The sequence below is a fragment of the Mucilaginibacter phenanthrenivorans genome, from assembly GCF_024721155.1.
Classification (GTDB): domain Bacteria; phylum Bacteroidota; class Bacteroidia; order Sphingobacteriales; family Sphingobacteriaceae; genus Mucilaginibacter; species Mucilaginibacter phenanthrenivorans.
Genome location: NZ_JAHVAP010000012.1, coordinates 22,310 through 45,760, shown reverse-complemented (window position 1 = coordinate 45,760; position 23,451 = coordinate 22,310). Strand labels below are relative to the sequence as shown.

21 protein-coding genes are annotated in these 23,451 nt (G+C 41.7%); 11 read left to right on the top strand and 10 right to left on the bottom strand.

The features are described 5' to 3' along the window. Window positions 1-44: 44 nt before the first annotated feature. From KXD93_RS24315 to KXD93_RS24285, 7 genes are all read left to right on the top strand, one after another. Complete coding sequence (locus tag KXD93_RS24315) at window positions 45-425, top strand: hypothetical protein (protein WP_258140014.1); 381 nt, start codon at window positions 45-47, stop codon at window positions 423-425. A gap of 213 nt (window positions 426-638) precedes the next feature. Continuing rightward, window positions 639-1,931, top strand: coding sequence for a TolC family protein (locus KXD93_RS24310; RefSeq protein WP_258140013.1), 1,293 nt, complete (start codon window positions 639-641; stop codon window positions 1,929-1,931). After that, entirely contained in the window at window positions 1,931-2,872 is a 942-nt protein-coding gene (locus KXD93_RS24305) for an HlyD family secretion protein (protein WP_258140012.1), read from the top strand. Before KXD93_RS24310 ends, KXD93_RS24305 begins: the two co-directional genes overlap by 1 nt. Continuing rightward, a complete protein-coding gene (locus tag KXD93_RS24300) occupies window positions 2,873-3,796 on the top strand; it encodes an ABC transporter ATP-binding protein (protein ID WP_258140011.1) in 924 nt (307 codons plus the stop codon). Further along, on the top strand, window positions 3,796-4,545 hold the full coding sequence (locus KXD93_RS24295) for an ABC transporter ATP-binding protein (RefSeq protein WP_258140009.1): 750 nt from the start codon (window positions 3,796-3,798) through the stop codon (window positions 4,543-4,545). Before KXD93_RS24300 ends, KXD93_RS24295 begins: the two co-directional genes overlap by 1 nt. A gap of 10 nt (window positions 4,546-4,555) precedes the next feature. Next, window positions 4,556-5,662 (top strand): ABC transporter permease, encoded by a 1,107-nt coding sequence (locus tag KXD93_RS24290; RefSeq protein WP_258140008.1) that lies wholly within the window; start codon window positions 4,556-4,558, stop codon window positions 5,660-5,662. Continuing rightward, entirely contained in the window at window positions 5,659-6,780 is a 1,122-nt protein-coding gene (locus KXD93_RS24285; protein WP_258140007.1) for an ABC transporter permease, read from the top strand. Before KXD93_RS24290 ends, KXD93_RS24285 begins: the two co-directional genes overlap by 4 nt. A gap of 29 nt (window positions 6,781-6,809) precedes the next feature. Here the strand turns inward: KXD93_RS24285 and KXD93_RS24280 are convergent, their stop codons facing one another. Genes KXD93_RS24280 through KXD93_RS24270 form a run of 3 tightly spaced genes read right to left on the bottom strand, consistent with a single transcriptional unit; the run spans window position 6,810 to window position 9,363 of the window. After that, a complete protein-coding gene (locus KXD93_RS24280; RefSeq protein ID WP_258140006.1) occupies window positions 6,810-7,802 on the bottom strand; it encodes an MlaD family protein in 993 nt (330 codons plus the stop codon). Window positions 7,803-7,806: 4 nt separating this feature from the next. Continuing rightward, window positions 7,807-8,586: an ABC transporter ATP-binding protein gene (locus KXD93_RS24275; RefSeq protein WP_258140005.1), complete on the bottom strand. Its 780-nt coding sequence runs from the start codon at window positions 8,584-8,586 to the stop codon at window positions 7,807-7,809. A 6-nt stretch (window positions 8,587-8,592) separates the two neighbouring features. Next, window positions 8,593-9,363 (bottom strand): MlaE family ABC transporter permease, encoded by a 771-nt coding sequence (locus KXD93_RS24270; protein ID WP_258140004.1) that lies wholly within the window; start codon window positions 9,361-9,363, stop codon window positions 8,593-8,595. A 272-nt stretch (window positions 9,364-9,635) separates the two neighbouring features. Between KXD93_RS24270 and KXD93_RS24265 the strand changes: the two genes are divergently transcribed. Further along, the gene (locus tag KXD93_RS24265; protein WP_258140003.1) at window positions 9,636-10,094 is read left to right on the top strand and encodes a BON domain-containing protein; all 459 of its coding nucleotides are present in this window, start codon (window positions 9,636-9,638) and stop codon (window positions 10,092-10,094) included. A gap of 116 nt (window positions 10,095-10,210) precedes the next feature. On the opposite strand, the gene KXD93_RS24260 is transcribed toward KXD93_RS24265, so the two are convergent. The 4 genes from KXD93_RS24260 to KXD93_RS24245 all read right to left on the bottom strand — a co-directional run bounded on the left by KXD93_RS24260 (window position 10,211) and on the right by KXD93_RS24245 (window position 15,339). Further along, entirely contained in the window at window positions 10,211-11,701 is a 1,491-nt protein-coding gene (locus KXD93_RS24260) for a PAS domain-containing sensor histidine kinase (protein ID WP_258140002.1), read from the bottom strand. 66 nt (window positions 11,702-11,767) lie between these two features. Further along, window positions 11,768-12,340 carry an HdeD family acid-resistance protein gene (locus tag KXD93_RS24255; protein ID WP_258140001.1) on the bottom strand — a complete coding sequence of 191 codons (573 nt, stop codon included), beginning with the start codon at window positions 12,338-12,340 and terminating at the stop codon, window positions 11,768-11,770. A gap of 64 nt (window positions 12,341-12,404) precedes the next feature. Beyond that, complete coding sequence (ppsA, locus tag KXD93_RS24250; RefSeq protein ID WP_258140000.1) at window positions 12,405-14,819, bottom strand: phosphoenolpyruvate synthase; 2,415 nt, start codon at window positions 14,817-14,819, stop codon at window positions 12,405-12,407. A gap of 91 nt (window positions 14,820-14,910) precedes the next feature. Beyond that, window positions 14,911-15,339, bottom strand: a complete 429-nt coding sequence (locus KXD93_RS24245) for an Hsp20/alpha crystallin family protein (RefSeq protein ID WP_258139998.1) — start codon at window positions 15,337-15,339, stop codon at window positions 14,911-14,913. A 142-nt stretch (window positions 15,340-15,481) separates the two neighbouring features. On the opposite strand from KXD93_RS24245, the gene KXD93_RS24240 reads away from it, so the two are divergent. Continuing rightward, a complete protein-coding gene (locus KXD93_RS24240) occupies window positions 15,482-16,906 on the top strand; it encodes an MBL fold metallo-hydrolase RNA specificity domain-containing protein (RefSeq protein ID WP_258139997.1) in 1,425 nt (474 codons plus the stop codon). 9 nt (window positions 16,907-16,915) lie between these two features. Here the strand turns inward: KXD93_RS24240 and KXD93_RS24235 are convergent, their stop codons facing one another. From KXD93_RS24235 to KXD93_RS24225, 3 genes are all read right to left on the bottom strand, one after another. After that, window positions 16,916-18,142, bottom strand: coding sequence for a PAS domain-containing sensor histidine kinase (locus KXD93_RS24235; protein ID WP_258139996.1), 1,227 nt, complete (start codon window positions 18,140-18,142; stop codon window positions 16,916-16,918). A gap of 38 nt (window positions 18,143-18,180) precedes the next feature. Continuing rightward, window positions 18,181-18,900 (bottom strand): LOG family protein, encoded by a 720-nt coding sequence (locus KXD93_RS24230; RefSeq protein WP_258139995.1) that lies wholly within the window; start codon window positions 18,898-18,900, stop codon window positions 18,181-18,183. A 190-nt stretch (window positions 18,901-19,090) separates the two neighbouring features. Continuing rightward, window positions 19,091-20,818: a glycosyltransferase family protein gene (locus KXD93_RS24225; protein WP_258139994.1), complete on the bottom strand. Its 1,728-nt coding sequence runs from the start codon at window positions 20,816-20,818 to the stop codon at window positions 19,091-19,093. 358 nt (window positions 20,819-21,176) lie between these two features. Here KXD93_RS24225 and KXD93_RS24220 point away from each other — a divergent pair, with 358 nt between their 5' ends. Together KXD93_RS24220 and KXD93_RS24215 are read left to right on the top strand one after the other, a co-directional pair. Next, on the top strand, window positions 21,177-22,364 hold the full coding sequence (locus KXD93_RS24220; protein ID WP_258139993.1) for a PAS domain-containing sensor histidine kinase: 1,188 nt from the start codon (window positions 21,177-21,179) through the stop codon (window positions 22,362-22,364). Further along, window positions 22,361-23,413, top strand: coding sequence for a response regulator (locus KXD93_RS24215; protein ID WP_258139992.1), 1,053 nt, complete (start codon window positions 22,361-22,363; stop codon window positions 23,411-23,413). The genes KXD93_RS24220 and KXD93_RS24215 overlap by 4 nt, the downstream gene beginning before the upstream one ends. The last annotated feature ends 38 nt before the right edge of the window (window positions 23,414-23,451 follow it).

The window sequence follows — 23,451 nt, the reverse complement described above, 5'->3', positions numbered from 1 at the left end:
CTGTCATTTAAGAGGCAAGGATTTAATGGTAAAATTGTTTCATTATGAGTCAGATAAATATCAAATACATTAAGAACCTGAACAACGATTGTTTAAGAGGTATCGAATTTTATAAGCAGGAACTGGGTTTTCTGCAGGAACGGCTGGAAGAAATTTCTACGGATAATACTGCCAGGGAAGTCCGGGAAAAGATCGAACATTTTCAAAATCAGTTCCTGATCCATGGGAATTACCTGGATGGGTTAAAACATGAGATTCATGTCAATGATAAAAGTATCGAGGATGAGCTTCTCAAAACGGGTGCATTTGTTTCCGAAAACATAGTCGCCGAACACAAGCGGATACATGAGCAGTACATGGACGAGGAAAAAATATTTAATGAGCTGCGGCATGAATTTAACCGCTTTGCGGCTGTTTGGATGTGAGGGATAGGTCTTTTCAACCGTAAGTTACCTTAGGATTTAACAAAGTTCAAGATTATCCCGTCATAAATACTGATCTAAACTTATGATGGGATAATCTTGGCCTAACGCGCCTCTTCCTACAGCCTGAGCTAGGGTAAACATCGATTAACAAATAATTCGATATTGATGGCAAACACGAGCAAATTAACTAACTGGCTAAATAGAGCGCTTGCGATGATTATTATTATCGGAATAGTGATTGTAATGCTTTTAGCGGCCCTTAAAGTATATGGGCAGGAGATAACAACGCTCAACATACAACAGGCATATCAGTTGGCGCAGAATAATTATCCGCTAATCAAGCAAGTTAACCTGATTTCAAAGACAGCAGAATATTCAATTTCAAATGCCGCAAAAGGCTATTTGCCTGTACTATCTGTAAACGGTCAGGCTACTTACCAGTCTACTGTAACAAGTTTCCCTTTTAGTCTCCCAATTCCCGGCTTTTCGTTGCCAAAGTACAGCAGGGACCAGTATAAGATTTACGGTGAAATAGACCAGGTGATCTATGATGGCGGAGTTATAAAAAATCAAAAACAAACTGCCGAAACAAACGCGATCATTCAGCAGCAAAACCTGCAGGTTGAATTATATGCCTTATATGATCGCGTTGATCAGTTATTCTTTGGATCAGTATTAATCGATGAACAGTTAAAACAAAATAGTCTTTTAAAACAAGATATTCAAAATGGGATAGATAAGGCAAAGGCCCTGGTAGCAAATGGGACTGCATATAGAAGCAGCGTCGATGAGTTGTCAGCACAGCTTTTGCAGGCTGAACAATCGCGGATTGAGCTACATGCTACAAAGAAGGCCTATCTGAATATGCTAAGCTTGTTTATTAATACTCCTCTTAATGAAAATTCAGTTCTTGAAAAACCGCCTGTTCCTCTTATTTCAGATAATATTAACAGGCCCGAATTATTGTTTTATGAAGAGCAGAAGAAAATGGACGACCTGCAGGAGCGGCTTTTGAAAGTACAGCTTCGGCCCAAACTTGGGTTTTTTGCACAAGAGGGGTACGGTCGCCCCGGCATAAATCAGCTCAGCAATGATTTTGCCTGGTATTATATTGGCGGATTAAAATTAAGCTGGAACCTGGGCAGTTTATATACCTTAAAAAACCAAAAGAAGTTACTAAACATAAACAGGGCGACGCTGGATATACAGAAGGAAACATTTCTGTTTAACATAAGGATTTCGCAAAAGCAACAGCTGGCAGGCATCGAAAAATATACCGAACTGTTTAAGACAGATGATGCGATAATCGCGCTGCGCGAATCTGTAAAAAAGGCAGCAAGCGCTCAATTGGAAAATGGCGTACTCAGCGCCCATGATTACATTACCGAAGTTAATGCCGAAAACGAGGCCCGGCAAAGCCTCATACTTCACAAAATACAGCTTTTACAGGAACAGTACAGCTATCAGAATACTACCGGAAACCTTCAAAAACAAATGAACCAGTAATGAAAACACGGATATACATATATGCCACGCTCCTGGCAATTGGAATTACCGCCTGCAATTTTAATGATCATTTACCGGATGCATCCGGAACATTTGAGGTTGATGAAGTGATCGTTTCTTCAGAAGTACCGGGAAAAATCATATCCCTAAACCTTAACGAGGGCTCTGTTCTTAAAAAAGATAGCGTGGTGGGAGTTATTGACTCTGTTCCGCTTGCATTGCAGAAGGCACAGGTTGAGGCTACTATTAATTCATTACATCAAAAAACAATGGATGTTGGCCCCCAGGTGCAGATGCTCAAAGACCAGGTAGCCATATTGAAGACGCAATTGGCCAACGCATTACATGAAAAGGGCCGCACTGAAAGGCTGATTAAAGCGGATGCCGCTACTACTAAGCAACTGGATGACTGGAACATGCAGATTGACGTACTCCAAAAACAAATTGCTGTTAATGAGCAACAGATAAAAGTGCAGAAAACCACAACCGGCACGCAAAACAGTACAGTTTTGAGCGAGTATAAGCCACTGCGTAAATCGGTAGCTCAAATTGATGATCAGTTAAAGCGAACCAATATTACCAATCCGGTCAACGGAACAGTGCTTACCAAATACGCCATGGCGGGTGAGGTTACGGCTGCAGGAAAGGCATTGTATAAAATAGGAGATTTATCCGTAATCACCCTGCGGGCCTATATAACCGGGACACAAATTGCACAGGTTAAGCTAAATCAACGGGTTAAGGTATTGGTTGACAGTACTTCATCAACATATAGAAATTACCCGGGGATTATTACATGGATCTCGGACAAGGCAGAATTTACACCCAAAACTATCCAGACTAAGGATGAACGGGCAAACCTGGTGTATGCTATAAAAATTCATGTAAAGAACGATGGCAACCTGAAGATCGGGATGTACGGGGAAGTTAAATTTAAATGAATGATGAAGCCTATAACCGTCGAGAATATCGTAAAAACCTATCCTGCGAAAAACGGAGTGGTAACGGCTTTGAAAGGGATTTCATTTGCGGTAGATAAAGGAGAAATATTTGGCCTGATCGGGCCGGATGGCGCAGGTAAAACTTCGTTGTTCCGAATCCTGACCACGTTGTTGCTGGCTGACAGCGGCAGCGCTTCTATAGACGGTTTTGATGTGATAAGTGATTATAAACAGATCCGCAAACGCGTTGGTTATATGCCCGGGAAATTCTCCTTATACCAGGATTTGTCCGTGCAGGAAAACCTGGAATTCTTTGCGACAATTTTTAACACGACCATTAAAGAAAATTATGACCTGGTAAAAGAGATATACCAGCAAATTGAACCGTTTAAAACACGCAAAGCCGGGCAGCTGTCCGGTGGGATGAAACAGAAACTGGCGCTTTGCTGTGCACTCATACATAAGCCGTCAGTTTTGTTCCTGGATGAACCTACAACCGGAGTTGACGCCGTATCGCGCAAGGAATTTTGGGAGATGCTGTACCGCTTGAAGGTTCAAGGCATCACTATGCTGGTATCAACCCCATATATGGATGAAGCGAGCCTGTGCGACAGGGTTGCATTGATACAAAAGGGAGAATTATTATCGGTCAATACACCAAAAGGTATTACCGGCGAATTTAAAAAGCCACTGTGGTCTGTAAAAGCAAATGATATGTTCAGGCTGATGAATGATATCAAAAAAGACGCGTCAGTAGAAAGCTGCTACCCATTTGGCCAGGTACATCATGTGGTTTTCAAAACACAGGAAAACAGTAAGGAAGAACTGGAACGTATAGCATATACAGGGAATTACAGCGAGGTAGAGATAAATTTGATTGAGCCCAATATTGAGGATTGTTTTATGGCATTAATGCAGGCATAATGATGGAAACAGAAAAAGTTATAAGCGCCAAAGAATTAACCAAACGGTTTGGGGCGTTTACGGCTGTAGATAAAATCACCTTCGACGTACAAAAGGGGGAAATATTTGGCTTTATAGGCGCCAATGGCGCCGGTAAAACAACGGCCATGCGGATGTTATGCGGCTTGTCGTTACCAACTTCAGGGCTCGCTACGGTTGCCGGATTTGATGTATACAAACAAAACGAGCAGATCAAAAAACATATCGGCTACATGAGCCAAAAGTTTTCCCTTTATGAAGATCTGACTATTCGCGAAAACATCCGGTTTTATGCGGGGATATATGGCCTGGATGAGGAACAAATAAAGGAAAAAACGGCTAAACTGCTAAGGCAACTGCGTATGGAAGGCCAGGATAAAACATTGGTTAGAGCTTTGCCCCTGGGATGGAAGCAAAAGCTCGCTTTTTCTATTGCCATTGTTCATGACCCTGCCATCGTTTTTTTAGATGAACCAACAGGTGGCGTCGACCCCATCACCAGGCGGGAGTTTTGGAGCCTGATCTATGAGGCATCTGCAAGGGGCATTACCATTTTTGTAACAACCCATTATATGGATGAAGCGGAATACTGCAACCGTGTTTCTATTATGGTTGACGGTCGGATTGACGCACTGGACACGCCGGCTAACCTGATGAAACAATATGCAGCAACTTCAATGGACGGTGTGTTTTTGCAGTTGGCCAGGAAAGCAGTACGGACAGGGGATTAAACTATAGAAAATGAAACAGTTTTTGATTTTTGTTAAAAAAGAATGGCTCCATATCTGGCGGGACCGGCGAACACTGTTCATCCTGCTGTTTATGCCAATTATACAGATCATATTGTATGGCTTTGCACTTACAAATGAGGTAAAGAATTCGAAAATTGCCATTTTTGATCAATCTAAAGACGAAGCCACTGTTAATATTTCAGATAAAATTGCCGCAAGCCGGTATTTCAACCTGGTAAAAAATGTTTACTCCTACAAGGATATTGAAGCCACTTTCCGCAAGGGCGAGATCAGGATGGCCATTGTGTTCCCCCGTGGGTTCAGGTATGATCTTTTGCATAGTAATCATGCTCAAATACAGCTAATTGCCGATGCTTCTGATCCCAATACAGCCAATACCCTTACCAATTATGCCACATCTATTATCAATGACTACCAGCAAACCTTAAATCCGGGCGAAGGCCTGCCCTATACTATCAAAACACAAGTCCGCATGTTGTATAATCCTGAATTAAAGGGCGCCTATAATTTCGTTCCGGGTGTAATGGCGCTGGTATTGATGCTGGTTTGTGCGATGATGACATCCATTGCCATCGTCAAGGAAAAGGAAATGGGAACCATGGAAGTCATCCTGGTATCGCCATTAAAACCTTTCCGTATTATTATTGCCAAAACCATTCCCTATCTGTTGGTATCCATGCTTAATATAGCAAGCATACTTTTATTGAGTGTTTATGCGCTTGATGTGCCAATAGCCGGTAATTTAGGTTTATTAATAGCCGAAAGTATTTTATTTACCATTACTTCCCTTTCTGTAGGCATACTCATTTCCAATACGGCAAAAACGCAGCAAACAGCCATGTTCACTTCAATGATGAGCCTGTTTTTACCAACATTATTATTTAGCGGCTTTATGTTTCCTATAGAAAATATGCCTGTTCCGCTACAGATCATATCCAATATAGTACCGGCGAAATGGTATTTCATCATCGTTAAGGAAGTGATGATAAAAGGATTAGGGTTTGCTGCTGTATGGAAGGAAACAATGATCTTAATCGCTATGACAGCTGCACTGCTTGGTGTAAGTATTTATAAATTTAAAATCAGGCTGGCATGAGGATGTTGAAATTTTTGTTGTGGAAGGAGTTGATCCAGATCTATCGTGATCCCTCAATTATCATGATATTATTTATCATGCCAATGATCCAGTTACTCATATTACCGCTCGCAGCTGATTATGAGATTAAAAACATCAATCTTGGTGTTGTGGATCATGACCATACGGAATACTCGCGCAAACTGGTTAATAAAGTTGTATCGTCCGGTTACTTCAGGCTAAAGGATTATAGCCCGACTTTTCAGCAAGGATTAAAAGCAATTGAATCGGATAAAACGGACCTTATCCTGGAAATACCACCCCATTTTGAAAGGGATCTTGTTAAAGAAAACCAGGCTTCGCTTTTTGTGGCTGTGGATGCTGTGAACGGTGTTAAAGCCGGGTTGGGCGGTGCTTACATCCAGCGCATCATACAGGGAGATAATCAAGACATCCGAACACAATGGATGCCTGAGCAACGCTTAAATCCGCAACCGGTTATTGAGGTTACTACAGCCGACTGGTATAACCCCAACATGAACTACCGGGTATTTATGGTGCCGGGAATATTAGTCATGCTGGTAACAATGATCGGATCCTCCTTTGCTTCAAATAATATTGTTCGCGAAAAGGAAATGGGAACAATTGAACAGATTAATGTGAGCCCGATAAAAAAAATGCAATTTATTTTGGGCAAGTTGATTCCCTTCTGGATGCTTGCACTAGTAGTCTTGACAGTAGGCCTGCTTATTGCCCGGTTTGTTTATGGTATTGTGCCGCTCGGCCACTATATAACCATTTATATTTTTGCAACAATTTACCTGCTGGCCATATTGGGCTTAGGGTTGCTATTATCTACCTATGCGCAAACCCAGCAGCAATCAATGCTGGTATCCTTTTTTGTTACAATGATATTCAACCTGCTAAGCGGCCTGTATACCCCCATTGAAAGCATGCCTGCATGGGCGCAGATGATCACCAGGTTTAATCCTGTGTCGTATTTTATTGAAGTGATGCGTATGGTTATGCTAAAAGGCAGCGGGCTGGCAGATATAAAATATCAAATATTGGCTTTGGTTGGTTTTGCCGTTTTTTTTAACAGTTGGGCCATATTGAACTATAGAAAAAGATCGGGATAACAACGGCGTGGTTGTCCCGTGAAAGGAAACTACTGAGACACAGCGTTTTTCTTTTTCTGTGCCTTTTCCAGGTTTTTGAAATAACCCCGGAATAAAAAATTGTGCTTCAGCGCTTCCATATTCTGATTGAAGCCATCGGTTCCCTTTTGAATATTGTCCATGCTGCCTTTAAGGTTATTAGCCATCACCGAGTCTCTCAATAATGTGTTTAGCGGCCCCTTACCATGTATTAATTCCTGGTTTAAATTACCTACAAGGCTATTTAACTGAAGCGTTAGCTTGTTGGCGTTGCCACTGGCTAACTTGATTTTTAGAACCGCATCCTGCAGATTTCCGGCAAAGGCGGTGTCTGAAAGTAAGACTCCAGCGCCGCCCTTTCCTTTTTTTATTTGTGTAACCATATTATTCAATCCATAGGTTATTTCATTAGCATTTGCAGTGGCCTTGTTTATGTTTTTTAATGAAGATTTTAAGCTTACTCCAATAGACTTATCGTTGAGCAGATCCAGCAGAGCGCTGCTATTAATACGCAAAACGGTACCCTTTATAGCGTCCGAGATGATCGCAATATTGTTGTTTGTTTTAGACAGGGTTTGCAGCATTTCATCCGTATTCACCATTTTTTGCGCGGCAAGCAAATCGCCTTCTTCTACTTTAGGACTGATGGTTTTTGAAGGCAGGATATTTACAATTTTATTTCCCATTAAGCCCTCCGTGCCAATAGCAGCCACTGCATTCTTATGAATGTACGACCTTACTTTGTTATCGATCAGCAAGGTAACTTCAATTGTAGTGTCATTGATCAGCTCTATGCTTTTTACGGTACCGGCCTGTATTCCTGCAAACAGTACGTTATTTCCCTCCATTAATCCATTTAAGTTTGAAAAGCGGGCTTTAATCCTGAAGTCGCTTCCAAACAGGTTGTGATTTTTACCGATCATATAGAATGAAAGTATAAGTACAAACAGTCCTGCAAGTACAAATACGCCAAGTTTAATATTATTTCCTCCCTGGTTTGCCATGTTATTATTCAAAAAATTGTTTTATATTTTTGTCGGTTGAGTTTTCAAAATCTTCATATTTACCTTCGCTGTAGCATTTCCCGTCGAGCAGTAGTGCTACCCGGTCAGCAGTGTTTTTTACGCAGTGCATATCGTGGGTAATAATAATAGATGAGGTATGGTATTTCTTCTGAAGCTTGATGATCAGGTTATCTATTTCCCGGGCAGTTACGGGATCAAGACCGGTTGTTGGCTCATCATATAAAATCACATCCGGCTTTAAAATCATTGTCCTGGCCAGCGCTACACGCTTTAGCATCCCGCCTGACAGTTCCTCTGGCATCATATTAACGGTATGTGCTAAACCCACATTTTCCAACGCCTCGATTACCAAGGCATCAACTTGCTTTTGTGAATAACCAATCCAATGGCGGCGCAGCGGAAACTCCAGGTTCTCGCGCACTGTCATGGAATCATATAGGGCATTGCCCTGAAAAAGGAACCCTATTTTTGTTCGTATCTTGTCCAGGTCGTCGTGATTCAATTCGGAGACATTTTCTCCAAAGACCATTATATTACCACTATCGGGTTTTAACAGCCCGATGATACATTTTATCAATACAGATTTTCCGGAACCTGACTTACCTAAAACAACTACGTTTTCTTCTTTATTTACAACGAGGTTAAAATCCCGCAATACCAAATTACTTCCAAATTGTTTATATACATGTTCCACAACAATCACCGGACTGTCTTTTGAATTATCAGGAACGTCTTTTGAAACTGTGTTGGTTGCCGTTGCCATCTGAGATTAATTTAGTCCAAGTAAATCGGTAAGCTGTACCGCCAGGAGATCAATAATAAATATCAATACGGAGGCTAATACCACCGCGGAATTGGCAGAGTTACCTACGCCACGGGTGCCCTTACTGGAATTGTAGCCTTTATAGCAGCCAATCATGCCTACTGCAAAGCCAAAGAAAAAAGTTTTGATGAACGCTGGTGAAAAGTCGCCGAAACTGAGGCTGTGAAATACCTGGGTGAAAAATAAGTGGAAACTTGTTACCGACCTGATATTTACGCCTATATAAGCACCAAATAAGGATATGGCATCACCCATCATCGTCAGCACGGGCAACATTAAAGTGGTTGCCAAAACCCTTGTTGCAACTAAATACTTAAAAGGGTTAGTGCCGCTCACTTCCATGGCGTCTATTTGCTCCGTTACCTTCATCGAGCCCAGTTCTGCCCCAATGCTGCTCGCTATTTTTCCAGCAAAAATCAAAGCTGTAATTACAGGTCCGATTTCTCTGACGATAGCGATGCCCACCATAACAGGCAATTGTGATTCAACGCCGTAATCAACCAGGGATGGCCGAAGTTGCATTGTTAATACCAATCCCATTATAAAGCCGGTAAGGGCTACCAACGGCAAGGATTTATAACCAATAATATAGCACTGGCTAAGCAACTCCTTAATTTCAAACCTGGGCTTCATGCCGGTTGAAAAAAAACGCCCGGTAAACCTTGCGACACTACCGGTTTCATCAAAAAATTCCCTTATACTTCCTGTTAAAGCCATATTGTTTATTTCTAACTGCGGTTCATGTTGTCGTTTAACAACTTTATCCAGCCCTGATATTTCCGGCGTATTTTGTATAAAAATATCCTGTTCCGTGGTTTTATTGAATGACAGGACGCATCGAAAGAAATGATTTTCATCACAATATTGCGCTCATATAGTGTCATCGTTGCCAGGTTAATTATGCGCGCTATCAGTTAACAGGATGTTAACGGTCATTTTTAACACTGCAGACTTTCAGCACTTTTATTTATAATTTTTAATAAGATGCGATGAAAACTGACCAGCAAATCAAAGACGAAGTAATGGAACAAATCAGGTGGGAACCGCTCCTCCATGCCGCCTCAATTACAGTTTCCGTGCAAAACGGCGAGGTTACTTTAACCGGCAACGCGGATAATTATGCGGAGAAATTTACCGCACAGCGAGCTGCGTTTCGGGTAAAGGATATAAAATCGATTACAAACAATATTCTTGTAGCGTTGCCTGGTAAATATAAACCTTCAGATGAGGCGATTTTGAAAAACATATTGGAGACCTTGGCATGGCATAGCTCAATACCCGAAAACAGCATACAGGTTACTGTAGATAAAGGTTGTGTTTCACTGAACGGGGAATTACCGTTTAAGTACATGGCCGAAACTGCATTTAATGCAATTTTGCACCTTCCGGGAATAATATTGATACAGAACAACATTCTTATTGGGTCTGGCCGCCGGAAACATACTTAAAATAACATATTCTTTATCGAGGTGGATGATTCACGTTCTTTTGGTTATTCTTATTTCATTATGCTACGGAGTTTGTAGGGCTGAAATTGAACGTATTCCTTTTTTATATAACTTGTTTACCATACCGGTAATGTTATCGTAAACGAGCTGCCGATACCCTCTTTACTCCTAACCTCAATTTTGCCACCAAGCGATTCAACCTGGGTTTTGGTCATATGCAAACCCAAGCCGCGTCCTTCCTTATCAAAATTGAACTTTTTATACAGGCCAAAAAGCTGTGGGCCAACTTTGTTTAAATCCATCCCGATGCCATTGTCGTTAACAGAAAGTCGTAACCTTCGGTTGCTCCTTTCCCCTTTGATAATGATTACCGGTTGAATCTGTTCATTGCTGTATTTAATTGCATTACTCACGAGGTTGTAGATAATACTTTGGATGTAGCTTTTTATTGATTTAAAATGTGCCGCCTTGCTATTGATATCGACGATGATTTTGGTGCCGGATTCTGTGATCTGTTTTTCCAGATTGTTTTCAACAGATTCAATAATATCAATAAGGTTAACCGCCTCTACTTTTTGGTGTATAGGATTTCGGGCTGACAATATTTGTGAAAGATCGCGGATAACATCATCGACAGATAGTACAGATTTTGACAAGTACTCAATTAACATTTTAACTTCCGGTGCACAACCATTTCCTTCTTCGGATAATAATCTTGTCAACGATATCATATTGGCTATCGGTGCCCGAAGATTATGAGAAACGATATAATTGAACTGCATCAATTCATTATACTTATGGGTTAACTCACTAATCAGGTTCTCGCGCTCCTGCTCCAGGTTTTTACGCTCGGTGATCAAACTTCTAATGGATAGATATTGAATAATAGCACCATCATTATTGAAGATTGGAGAAATGGTAGTGTCGACCCAATAGTAGGTGCCATCTTTCGTTTTGTTTTTAATTTCTCCGTGCCATATGTTGCCCGACGTAATAACCTTCCACAATCCGGCAAAAAACTCCTTTTTATGATATTTGCTGTTAATAAGCTGGTGGGTTTTTCCGATAAGTTCTTCTCTGGTAAATTTTGATATCTCGCAAAAAAAATCGTTCGCAAATATAATACGTCCCTTTGAGTCGGTAATTGAAACGATGGCAGCTGTATTTACCGCCTTTTGATAAGCTGTTAACGAATTAACGGCCAGGCTTCCGGTCCGCTCGGCATCAATGTCCAGGACGCAACTCTCAATATATTTAAGCTCCGATTTTTTATTATATAGGCCTCTGGCAATCTCCTTCACCCACTTTATTTTACCGTCAGCCCGCCTTATTCTATATTCCTCGGTTAATTCGAAGTCTACGCCTGCTTTTATTTGACGTTTTTGCTGAATGTATTCGCGATCTTTCTCGTAAACTAAATCGGTGTAATTTATCCGTTGATTATAAAGGTAGCTTTCCGGCGGATAACCGGTAATATCAAAACAGCCTTGACTGATATATATCACAGTTGCTTTATCACCGGGCTTGTAACGATAATATATCCCAGGGAAATGGTTAATTAAATTTATTGATATGGATTCTTTTAAACCCGCTTTTGTATTATTCATATAAATTGAAACAAACGGTTATAAACTGATTGATAGGCCAACCTTTAGCAATTAATACTATTGTGGTCAATCGAAAAGTTCCTGATAAATCTGCTTTATTTTGCGAAGTTTAAAAGCTAAATAGATCCGAAAAGCGCCTGCAGCCATAATGGCAAAGCCACTATAGAGGAAAATATTTTCGATTCCGATAGACGGGCAAGCCAGAATCAGGGCCGCCATAGCAATAATGATAAAGGCGGTAAACAATAAGCGCCTCCAGTCACCCAAGCCGTATGCCCGAATATGAAAGGCATCTCCAACAGCCGTGAGCCCCCTGAAAATGGCCCATAGGGAAATAATCAAGGGCAAAAATGCGATGGTAATTAACGTATTGTTAAAAAGGTAAACACCAATAATGATATCAAATATTCCGGCGATTAGCCGCCATACCCAGCCACGCAGGTTATGGTGGTTTATAAGAGCAAAGCCAATTTCAAAAATACCGGTTCCAACAAGGCCTATTGCAAACACCCAGCTTAAGGACAGATAAGACTGAAATGGCGATTTGATGACCCACGCACCTACGCCCAGCAGCAGGATTCCTGCCACTAATATTAACCACCAGTGATTAATATTATTACGCATTGTTTTAAAGGCCATTGTTTCCATTTACTTATGTTGATTTTTTGTTTTGCTATACAAGACTTTCTTTGTTATTAAATTTTCAATGGTAAGTGGAATGCCTTTCAGAAAGGACATTTTTATCTGTTATGAGTGCCTGGTTTATATTTTCAATTCCCCTAAGCAGTGCATCGGGATTAAATGCGATGCTATCGATACCTGTTTCTACCAACAAGCGGGTAAATGCAGCAGAGTCACTCGGTGCCTGGCCGCATAATCCTACCTTCTTATGAAGTTTATTGGCTTTTTTGATCATGGAGACAATCAGTTGTTTGCTGGCCGCATTTTGTTCATCAAACAAATCGGCGATCAGGGCCGAATCGCGGTCAATTCCCAATGTTAATTGGGTAAGATCATTTGAGCCAATAGAGAAACCATCGAATATTTCAGCAAATTCCTCAGCCAGCAATACGTTGCTGGGGATCTCCGCCATAACAAAAATCTGGAGGCCATTTTCACCTCTTTTAAGTCCATAGGTTTCCATAAGGGCAACAACTTTTTTTCCTTCGTCCACTGTACGGCAAAATGGGATCATCAGTTTAACATTGGTCAGGCCCATCTCATCCCTTACCACCTTCATGGCTTCGCACTCCAGCCTGAACCCTTCCTGGTAGCGTTTATTGTAATATCTTGATGCCCCCCTGAACCCGATCATAGGGTTTGCTTCCTCTGGTTCGAAATATTTGCCTCCGATCAATCCGGCGTATTCATTCGTTTTGAAATCGCTCATCCTGACGATAACCTCCTTAGGATAAAAGGCCGCAGCAATAGTGGCCACCCCCTGCGATAGCCTGTCAATAAAATATTGTTCCTTATGCGGATAACTGTGGGTCAGGTTTTGAATTTTTACCCTGTCAATTTCATCTTTAACCTGGTCAAATTTTACCAGCGCCATTGGATGGATCTGTACGTAGTTGTTTATGATAAATTCCAGCCGCATTAACCCCACGCCATCGTTTGGAAAAAAGGACAACGGAAATGCTTTTTCCGGTTCGCCAATAATCAACTGTGCTTTAACATTTTCCGGAAGATGCACATGGCTTACGGTGGTGACCGTTTCCTTCCAGTTTAATTTCCCGCGGTAAACGTACCCAATTTTACCTTCGGCACAGTTCAGTGTGATTTGGTCGCCATCCCTGATAGCTGTTGTTGCATCTTCAGTACCTACAATTGCAACAACGCCCAGTTCACGCGCAATAATAGCGGCGTGGCTGGTTCGTCCCCCCTTATTGGTAACGATGCCCGCTACCTTTTTTAGGATCGGATCCCAATCCGGGCTGGTTGTGTCTGTGACTAAAATATCGCCTTCCTTTAGCTTGCCAGCTTCTTCCGGCGAGGATAAAACTTTAGCAAAGCCAGCAGTGATCATACTGCCAATGGCTTCACCATGGGTCATTTCTTCGCCTTTTTCAATGATCTGGCAAGATTTTACCTGTATTGTTTTTTTTCGGCTATGTACCGTTTCTGGGCGGGCTTGTATAATATATAGCTGGTGATTGATGCCGTCTTTGGCCCATTCAAAATCCATCGCCTTCTGGTAATGATCCTCAATGATCAGCGCCCAATTAGCTATCTGCTCAATTTCCCTGTCCTGTAAAACAAACTTTTCACGCAGCTCCCAGGGGGTGTCTTTGTTAATAGTTACATTTGTTTCATCGTTTTTTTTGGCATAAACCATCATTTTGCATTTGCTGCCCAGGTTTTTTTGAATGATGGATTTTAATTTTCTCTTTAGGGAAGGTTTAAAAACAAGAAACTCATCGGGCGTAACCGTACCTTGAACCATATTTTCTCCCAAACCCCAAACACCTGCTATGTGCACTACATCTTTAAATCCGGATTCAGGCTCAAGTGTAAACCCTACGCCCGAGCAGCCAATGTCTGAACGCACCATTTGCTGTACACCCACCGAGAGAAAAACTTTGCTGTGATCAAATCCTTTATCCTCCCTGTATTTAATGGCCCTGTCTGTATACAGAGATGCAAAACAGCGTCTCACTGCCAAAAGCAAGGCGTTATGCCCACTGATATTTAAGTAAGATTCGTGCTGCCCCGCAAAACTGGCATCGGGCAGGTCTTCAGCAGTTGCACTGCTGCGTACCGCCACTTCCTGGTCTGCATTATCAAAAAGATAATCATAGGCATCTATTATGGCCATCCGTAAATCATTCGGCATCACGCCGCCCATGATCAGTTCCCGGGCTTTGGCTCCTGTTTTATTCAAATTCAGAAAATCCTTTCGGTCCAGGCCACTCATCAGCGTTTCCAATTTTTCCTCCAACCTGTTAAAGCTGATAAAATACCGGAAGGCTGCAGCGGTAATGGAAAACCCGTTGGGTACCTGTATTCCCTTTGTAGTTAAATGCGTAAACATTTCACCCAGGGAAGCATTTTTACCACCCACTTCAAGAATATCACTGATACCTGTTTCGCTGAATTTTTTTATAAATCTTTCCATCTCATTGTTGTTTATGGTGTAAATAAAAGATCAGGACGCCAATAAAACAGTACCCGCGGTTAGGTTCCTGCAGGTACTGTTTTGATTTTCTCTAGGCTACTTTTATTTCCTTTTTTGCTGTCGAGCTTTTTCCGGATTTTTTAAGTTCGATCTCCAGCAGTCCATTTTGATAGTTGGCGCTGATATTATCTTCCTCTACATTTTCAGGCAGGTGAAATGTGCGTGTGAAGGACGAAGAAGAAAATTCCCTCCTGGTATAATTTTCTTTTTCTTCATTTTGCTCATTGCTGGTTTCGGCGCTTATAGTCAGCAAGCCGTCTTCCGTGGTGATCTTAAAATCATCTTTTTTAAAACCCGGAACTGATACATCCAGTTTGTAATGATTTTTAGTCTCGCGAATATTTACCGCAGGCAATAATTCACCGTTAAAGGGTTTATCAAAAAACCTGTCTGTGCTCCAGAAATCCTCCATCATTGACCTTAATGATGGAGAGCGATGTGATTTTACTAAGTGTGACATAATGATTTAATTTTTTTTCTAACACAAATCTCTGTTCCGCGCTTGAGTTATACTATGATGCCAATCAATTGAAATAGTGATGTATATCAAAACTAAGACCTATTGCCGCTTTAACTTTATATCAAACTATATAATCCTCATAATGATGAAGATCGATCAATTTGCAGAAAACGATAACCGGGCTGTTTATTTGTTATCGTTGGGGGCCGCGGAAACCGTAACCGGCTCTAAGCACCTGTTAAAGACACCGGAATTAAACTTGTTAATTGATTGCGGATTGTTCCAGGGAATTAAGTCCATGCGCGAAAAGAACTGGGAGCCATTACCTGTTGATCCGTCTTCAATTGGTGCAATGATCCTGACCCACGCCCACCTCGATCATTGCGGGTATATTCCCTTGCTGGTTAAAAACGGGTACCGGGGTAAAATATACATGAGCAAGCCGACACGCGACCTAACCGAACTGATCTTAAGGGATAGCGCAAAATTACAGGAAGAAGATGCTCATAAAGCCAATAAACATGGTTATACGCGGCACAGTCCCGCGAAACCATTGTATACAACCGCCGATGTAGAGGCTGCATTGCGGTATTTTGAGCCGGTGGATGCGGGAAAACCATACCGGCTTAGTGATCATATTCAATTTCAGTTATATCCCGGCGGCCATATTCCGGGCGCCTGTTCAGTTGCAATTGATTGTTATCATAAAACAATTGTTTTTTCCGGGGATATTGGTCGTTACCATTCTGAACTTTTCCCGCTTCCGGTTCATGCTGCCAAAGCAGACTTTGTAATCATGGAATCAACATATGGCGACCGGCTGCATGGAGCAGGAAATACCGGCGCTGAACTGGCTTTTATTATAAAAGACACCATTTTTAACAAGGGAAGTATGCTTATCCCCTGTTTTGCGGTTGGGAGGGCGCAGGAAGTGATGCATCTTTTGTACAAGCTTAAATTTCAAAAGGATATTCCTGTCGAAATCCCCGTTTTCCTGGATAGCCCAATGGCAGCATCGGCAAGTAAAACTTTAGTGAAATACCCGGAGTGGATAACCATAGCTCCGAAGGAAGTCAGCCGGATGTTCAGCGGCCTGACGATTAACCAGGATTACGAGGGAACGGAGAAAATAATTAAGCGGAAGGGAAGTAAAATCGTGCTGGCAGCCAGTGGTATGCTCACCGGCGGACGGGTACTGGAATATCTTAAACATTATATTACCGACCCTAAAAACACGATTTTAATCATTGGCTACCAGGCTGAAGGAACACGGGGGAGGGCATTGTTGAATCAAACACATGAAATAAAAATTCATGGGCAGTATTATGCAGTAAAAGCCCGGGTAAAAGAAATAGGCGGGTTATCTGCTCATGCCGACCAGGCAGAATTGCTAACTTGGTTAAGAGATTTTGAGGTTGTTCCCCCGCATATTTATCTTGTTCATGGTGAGCCATGCGCGCAGGAAGCATTACGTGTGAAAATCAAGGATGAATTACATATCAACCCTATAATACTTAAACAGGATCAAAAAGAATTTCTTTTTGATATCGAAACTAATATGGTTTGAACATAGCTGTTACGCGGTTAGCGAGTTACTGAAATTAAACACACTTAGATCCTTAATAGGGAATATTAGCGTGAAAGTTGTTCCGGATTGCACATCGCTTTCAAAACTTACGGAGCCATTCATAAGTTCGGTATAACGCTTAACAATATTCAGTCCTAACCCGGTTCCCTGGATGTCCTGCGTGTTCTGTGCCCGAAAGAAAGCTTCAAATAAATGGCACTGGTCTTCCTGCGGGATGCCTATGCCATTATCTTTAATGGAAATTATGCAGGCGGACGCTGTGATCTCCGATTTTACCTCAATAAATCCATCGTTATTTGAATATTTTATGGAATTAGAGACAAGGTTGAGCAGGGTATTCTGCAGGAGGTCGCTGTCAAGCATTACAGTTGTAGTATCGCCAGAGTGCATATAGATAATTTTCTGACCGGCTTTTAACTGCATTCTCATGGCATCTACAATCTCCCCGCAAAGCGCACTTAAATCAAATTCCCGATATACTACGTTAACTTTTCCCTGCTCGATTTTTTCGACGGATAAGAAATCATTTAAAATAGCGGTCAGGCTTCCCACAGCCATTTTAATTTTACCCAGGTGGCTAAATATTTTCTGTTTATCCAGGCGGTCATAATAATGCTCAATTAATGAGGCAGAAAGCTGAATGCTGCTCAACGGCGTTCTGAATTCATGGGAGGCCATGGAAACAAAGCGGGTTTTTAGCTGGTTAACTTCCTTTTCCTTCAAAAGAGAGGTATTAACCTCGTCTTTTGCCTGTTCCAGCGTTTTTACAATATTTTTCAGAAAATGGGTTCTTTCCTCAACAACGGTTTCTAATTCATCAGCATGTTGCCGTAATTTTTCTTCGGTCTTCTTTTCCTGCGTCAGGTCATGTATCACACTTGTATACAGGTTCCTGCCGTTATATTTAACCTCGCTGACAGCCAGCCTTGCGGGAAAAACTATTCCATTTTTTTTTAGTCCGATTATCTCCCGGCCGATACCGATGATATGGGACTCCCGGGTGGACGCATGACGTTTGAGATATTTATCGTGCTGGTCCCTGTCCGGGGAAGGCATAAGCATATTTATATTATGGCCATATAATTCGTTAACAGGATATCCGAACAAGTTGCAGGCTGAAGGATTGGCCATCAGAATAATGCCGTCCTGATCAATAACGAGGATACCATCTATTACATTTTCAATAATGGCTTTTAATAAGTCGGCACTGTACATAGCTGAAAATGATTGCGGTTGAGTTAAGAGAGGAAGATTTATTTGTGTTCAAAAAGCCATTTAAATGGTTTGATCTTATTTTCAGGCTTAAGGCCATATTGCTTTATACTTTTTTCAATAATTAATTTAACCGCCTCATCAATATTATCGGTGACGAGAAACAAGTGTGCGTCGTCATTACTTATTGTGGCGCTTTTGCTCATCTGTTCAATATGTTCGAGCAGGTCTTTGTGATATTCTTTTCCAAAAATGATAATTGGGAAATTTTTGATCTTATGGGTTTGTATTAAAGTAAGCGCTTCAAAGTATTCATCTAAAGTTCCGTATCCTCCGGGCATAACCACGAAAGCGAAGGAGTATTTAACCAGGAGTACTTTGCGCAGGAAGAACTGTTTCATATAGACCCATTTGTCTAGGTAAGGATTGGGCTGTTGCTCTATTGGCAGCTGAATGTTACAGCCAACTGATCTTCCACCCACATCTTTTGCACCCCGGTTGGCTGCTTCCATCAAGCCCGGTCCGCCACCGGTTAAAATGGTAAAACCCAGTTGGGCAAATGCAGCGGCAGCTTTACGTGTGAGCGCATAATAAGGGTGATCTTCTTTGAACCTGGCCGATCCGAAGATCGTAATGCAAGGACCAATAAAATGCAGCGCCCGAAAGCCGTGGATCAACTGCGTCATTGTTTGAAATGTAAACTTTAACTCCTTCCACCTGGATTGAGGGCCATCTAAAAAAACAATTTCCGATCTGTTCATTTTATTCTTTCTAAATCGTAAAAGCATGTGGTTGAAGGATCTCCAGGAATATGCATTTCCATAAACCAAAATGAGCTTTACAAAAATTGCTTTTGCTTTATTCTAAATCAATGATGGAGGTCACATTTGAATTTTATGCAAGATGGTATTTGTCAATATTTTAAGTGATGGAGATCACTCTTAGCGGCGGTCAGTGAATTTTATGATCTATGACAGTCTGTGTGGACCTTGGCGCTGGCTTTTTGTAAACCTCATATTCTCCTGCAATCGATTTAAGCCGGTAACGCCGGTACCGGGGTGGTAACGAATCATTTTTCGAACGAATATAGAACTGGGGCAATTCCGGCGTTGTTCTGGCTAAGGTTCCTGTCCTTTTTTGGTAAAGGTAACGCCAGTAAAAGCATTCGTCTGAAAAATCGATGCTTTTGCCTGGAGGTATCAATTCCAGGGCCCGGCGAATGCGTGTAAAATTCGCATTAATGTCATTTTGATAAAGGCGGTAATTTACATTGTCCTGATCAGACCTAATAAAGTAATAAGCAAGCAGGCCGAAAGCAATGATCAAAATCGGGATGCGTAACCGGGTTTTTCTGATGACAGCTTCTGCCAACAAACATAGTGTATAACAACTAATAGCCAGGCTGATGCTCAGTTGTGCCGCCATAATTCTATCCGGCGGAAATATGCGGATTATGCCCGTTACCAGCAACCACGCTACCCATATAGAAATGAAAAACTTGCCCAACAATAATGCACATTTGTTAGTGTAAAAACAGAATAAAGTTAGCGGCATGAAAAAAAGTAACCCGGCACCTAAATGGTTTTCAGAATTGAAATTACCTGAAAAACCCTCCAGGTAGCTTTTAAATGTAATTAGCAAGTTATTGCTAAACGTCTGCAGCGATTGTGTTTGCACGCTGACATATTTATTCGCTATCAATGCGGGCAGGCCCGAAAAACAAAGAGCAGGGAGGTAAAGCAGAAACACTACTAATGCAATCACCAATTGTGCCTTCCAAAAGTTTGCCGCAGCATTCTCTTTTTGATTTGCACTAACAATGATAAGTATAGTACAGGCAACATGGAAATATAAAAAGACCGGAATACACCAATAGCCCGCCGCGCAGGCAATAACGTAAAGTTTCAGCCACCTGCCATTACCAAATAAGCGATATTGACTAAGTGCGAAAAAGGCAAGCCACGCAGCTAGTGAACAAAACTCATACCCTCTTGCCTGGAATGAAAAGCCCCACGTAGGGAACTGGAGCATTAGTACCAGGGTAATCATCACCGCTACGAAATTGTTTTTCAGTAAGCTTACCAGCCAGTTGTACATTATTAAAATAATGCACAGGTAACAAACAAGGGAAATTAATCGCCCGGTAAAAACTTTGTCCGTTGCAAAATGAAAAACCAGCCCATTTATAAAATTAAAAAGGATATGGTTATTCGGGAGCATATAGTAAGAGACAGTATAAAAGGGCGGAAGTCCTGCGCAATTAATGGCAGAAAAAGCCTCATCAAAAGCAGGCCTTACCAGACTATTTCCCCACAGCCAGGCTAACGTTCCACAAATCGGTAAAAAACAAATAGGGACCCAGGCCCTGAAATTAAGCCGGATGCTGATTTTTTCCTTATGCTGATTCCTGGCCAAAAGAAAACATAAGGTAGAGGAAGCCAGGAGCCCTCCAATACAAAACAAATTTCCGTACGCTTTGGTCCTTTGGGTAAAAAACGCTTTTCCCCAGAAATCCTGCCGGTAAAACCCCGGGCTGCCGGCTATGTACCAATGGGAGAGCTGGTTGTAGCCAGTAAACAAAAAAAGCAAACAAAATATTATGGCCAGGGCTAAGAAGGTAAACCCAAACGCCGCATGCCAGTTAGTTTTAATTTTGTAAAGAGTCCTGCCAATCTTCATAGGCGACAATCAATAACGTTTTCCTCTATTACGGGCTGATACCTTGTTTTTAATAACAGGATCCCTGTATTCAGGTTAAATTCCGCGGTGGGGTATTTTGAGATAAAGTTCCTGAATCTGGTTTGATCATAAAATGATGACTGTTACAGAATTTTGTGACGTAAGAGCACTATCTGGTAGGCGACGGTGTATCGTTATAAAGCTAATATCAGGAAAGCGGCTTCTTCGGAAACTAATTTAACTACAAAATCTTTAAAAAAATGACCATGGTCACATTTTTGCGTGAAAAAAATTATTTTTAATATGATACTGATTGTTGTTATTTGTGATGATTATCAATTAACGATAAAACCAGTTTATGGAGAATGCGGCCCTTTTAAAAGCTATAATTGATAATGCCATAGATGGCATCATTACGATTGATGACCATGGCATCGTTGAATCCATCAATCCTTCGGCATGCAAACTTTTTTTATGTACCCCTGAAGCGGTCATCGGAAAAAATATATCCACTTTAATGCCGCCACCGGATAGGCAACAACATGATGAATATATTCATCGCTACCAGCGTACGGGAGTACCCCATATTATAGGCATAGGGCGGGAGGTGACCGGCCTGAGGACAGATGGTACTACATTTCCCTTCCGGTTAGGTGTGAGCGAAGTCCCTTTTGCCAGCCGGAAAGTTTATGCGGGTTTTATCCATGACCTGTCGAGGGAAAAAGAGGCAGAGCAACAGCTACAGGAGTACGCTGCTCATTTGGAAGAGCTGGTTGAAAACCGCACCCATTCGCTTAAAGAAACAGTGCAAGCGCTACGGCTCGCAAAAGAAGAGGTTAGTTTTTCCCTGGAGAAGGAAAAGGAACTGGGGATGTTAAAAAGCAGGTTTGTTTCGATGGCATCTCATGAATTCCGTACACCTTTAAGCGCCATTCAGCTGTCGGCCTCGTTAATTGAGAAGTATGCGTTACCTTATGAGAATGCCAATATTCACAAGCATGTGGCCAAGATCAAGAACTCGGTTGGCAACCTGACAGCGATCTTAAATGATTTTCTTTCGCTCGAAAAACTGGAAGCCGGGAAGGTAGAACCAACCTGCGTACCGTTCGACCTGGTAAAGCTATCAGAAGAAATTACAGAAGAGCTGCAGATGGTAGCCAAACAAAACCAAAGTATCCTTTATCAGCATACCGGAACCGGCAGTATTGTTAACTTAGACCAGAACCTGCTGAAGAACTGTGTGATCAACCTCATCACCAATGCCATCAAATATTCCGGTGAAGACACTTTTATTGAATTTTTAACAGAGTTAGATAGCGAGCATTGTATTATTACCGTTAAGGATAATGGGATAGGCATTCCGGATGCTGATCAGAAGCACATGTTTGAAGCATTCTTCCGGGCGCATAATACCGGCAATATTCCAGGTACTGGCTTAGGATTAAATATCGTAGCCCGTTATGCCAGTTTGATGAACGGCCGGATTAAATTTGAAAGCAATATAAACCAGGGAACTATCTTTACAATCACATTTCCAATATCATGAGTAAAAAAGTATTGATCATCGAAGATAACAATGACATCCGCGAAAACGTGGTGGAAATTCTTGAACTGGCCGGATACCAGGTGTTCGGGGCCAATAATGGTAAAACAGGTGTCGATCTCGCCTTAAAAAATCTGCCTGACATTATTTTATGCGATATCATGATGCCCGAGCTTGATGGTTACGGCGTTTTGTATATGCTGAATAAAAATCCGGAAACGACTGCCACGCCTTTTGTGTTTTTAACAGCAAAGGCCGAGCGGGTAGATCTAAGAAAGGGAATGGAAATGGGGGCCGATGATTACCTGACCAAACCTTTTGACGATATGGAGCTGCTCAACGCCGTTGAAAGCAGGCTAAAGAAAAAAGAACTGCAGCAAAATTTCTACAGTAAGTCATTAGATCGCTTAAATAACCTGATTGGCAAGAATGACGGCCTTGCTGAATTAAAAAAAATCATCCAGGAACGCAAAGCGCGCCAATTTAAAAAGAACCAGGTTATTTATTACGATGGTGATAAGGGAACCGGGCTTTACCTCGTTATCAGCGGGAAGGTTAAAACAATCAGGCTCGCTGAAGACGGCCGGGAACTGATGACCGGTATTTATGCCAATGATGAATACCTTGGTATTAACGCCCTATTGGCTAATGAGCCCTATTCCGACACAGCAACTGCGCTGGAAGATAGTATCTTATGCCTTATACCCCGGGACCAACTAGAACAGCTACTCCATCTTTATCCCGAGGTTGCCAGGGAATTTATTAAACTGTTGGCAAATGATATCAGGGAAAAAGAAGAACAGTTGATGCAGCTGGCTTACCATTCCGTAAGAAAAAGAATGGCAGAGGCCATGCTGCGTTTGTCGCGCCAGCAAACTAATGAAAATGAAAGTTTCAAGATAACCCGTGAAGACCTGGCTGCTATGGCAGGCATGGCCACCGAAACCGTTAGCCGGACGTTATCTGATTTCAGAGACGAAGGCCTGATTGACAAAAAAGGCAGTGCCATTACTATACTTGATTTGGCACGCCTGTCTAAAATGAAAAACTGACTCAGATCATTTTTCTTACTGATACCGCTCATAACCTG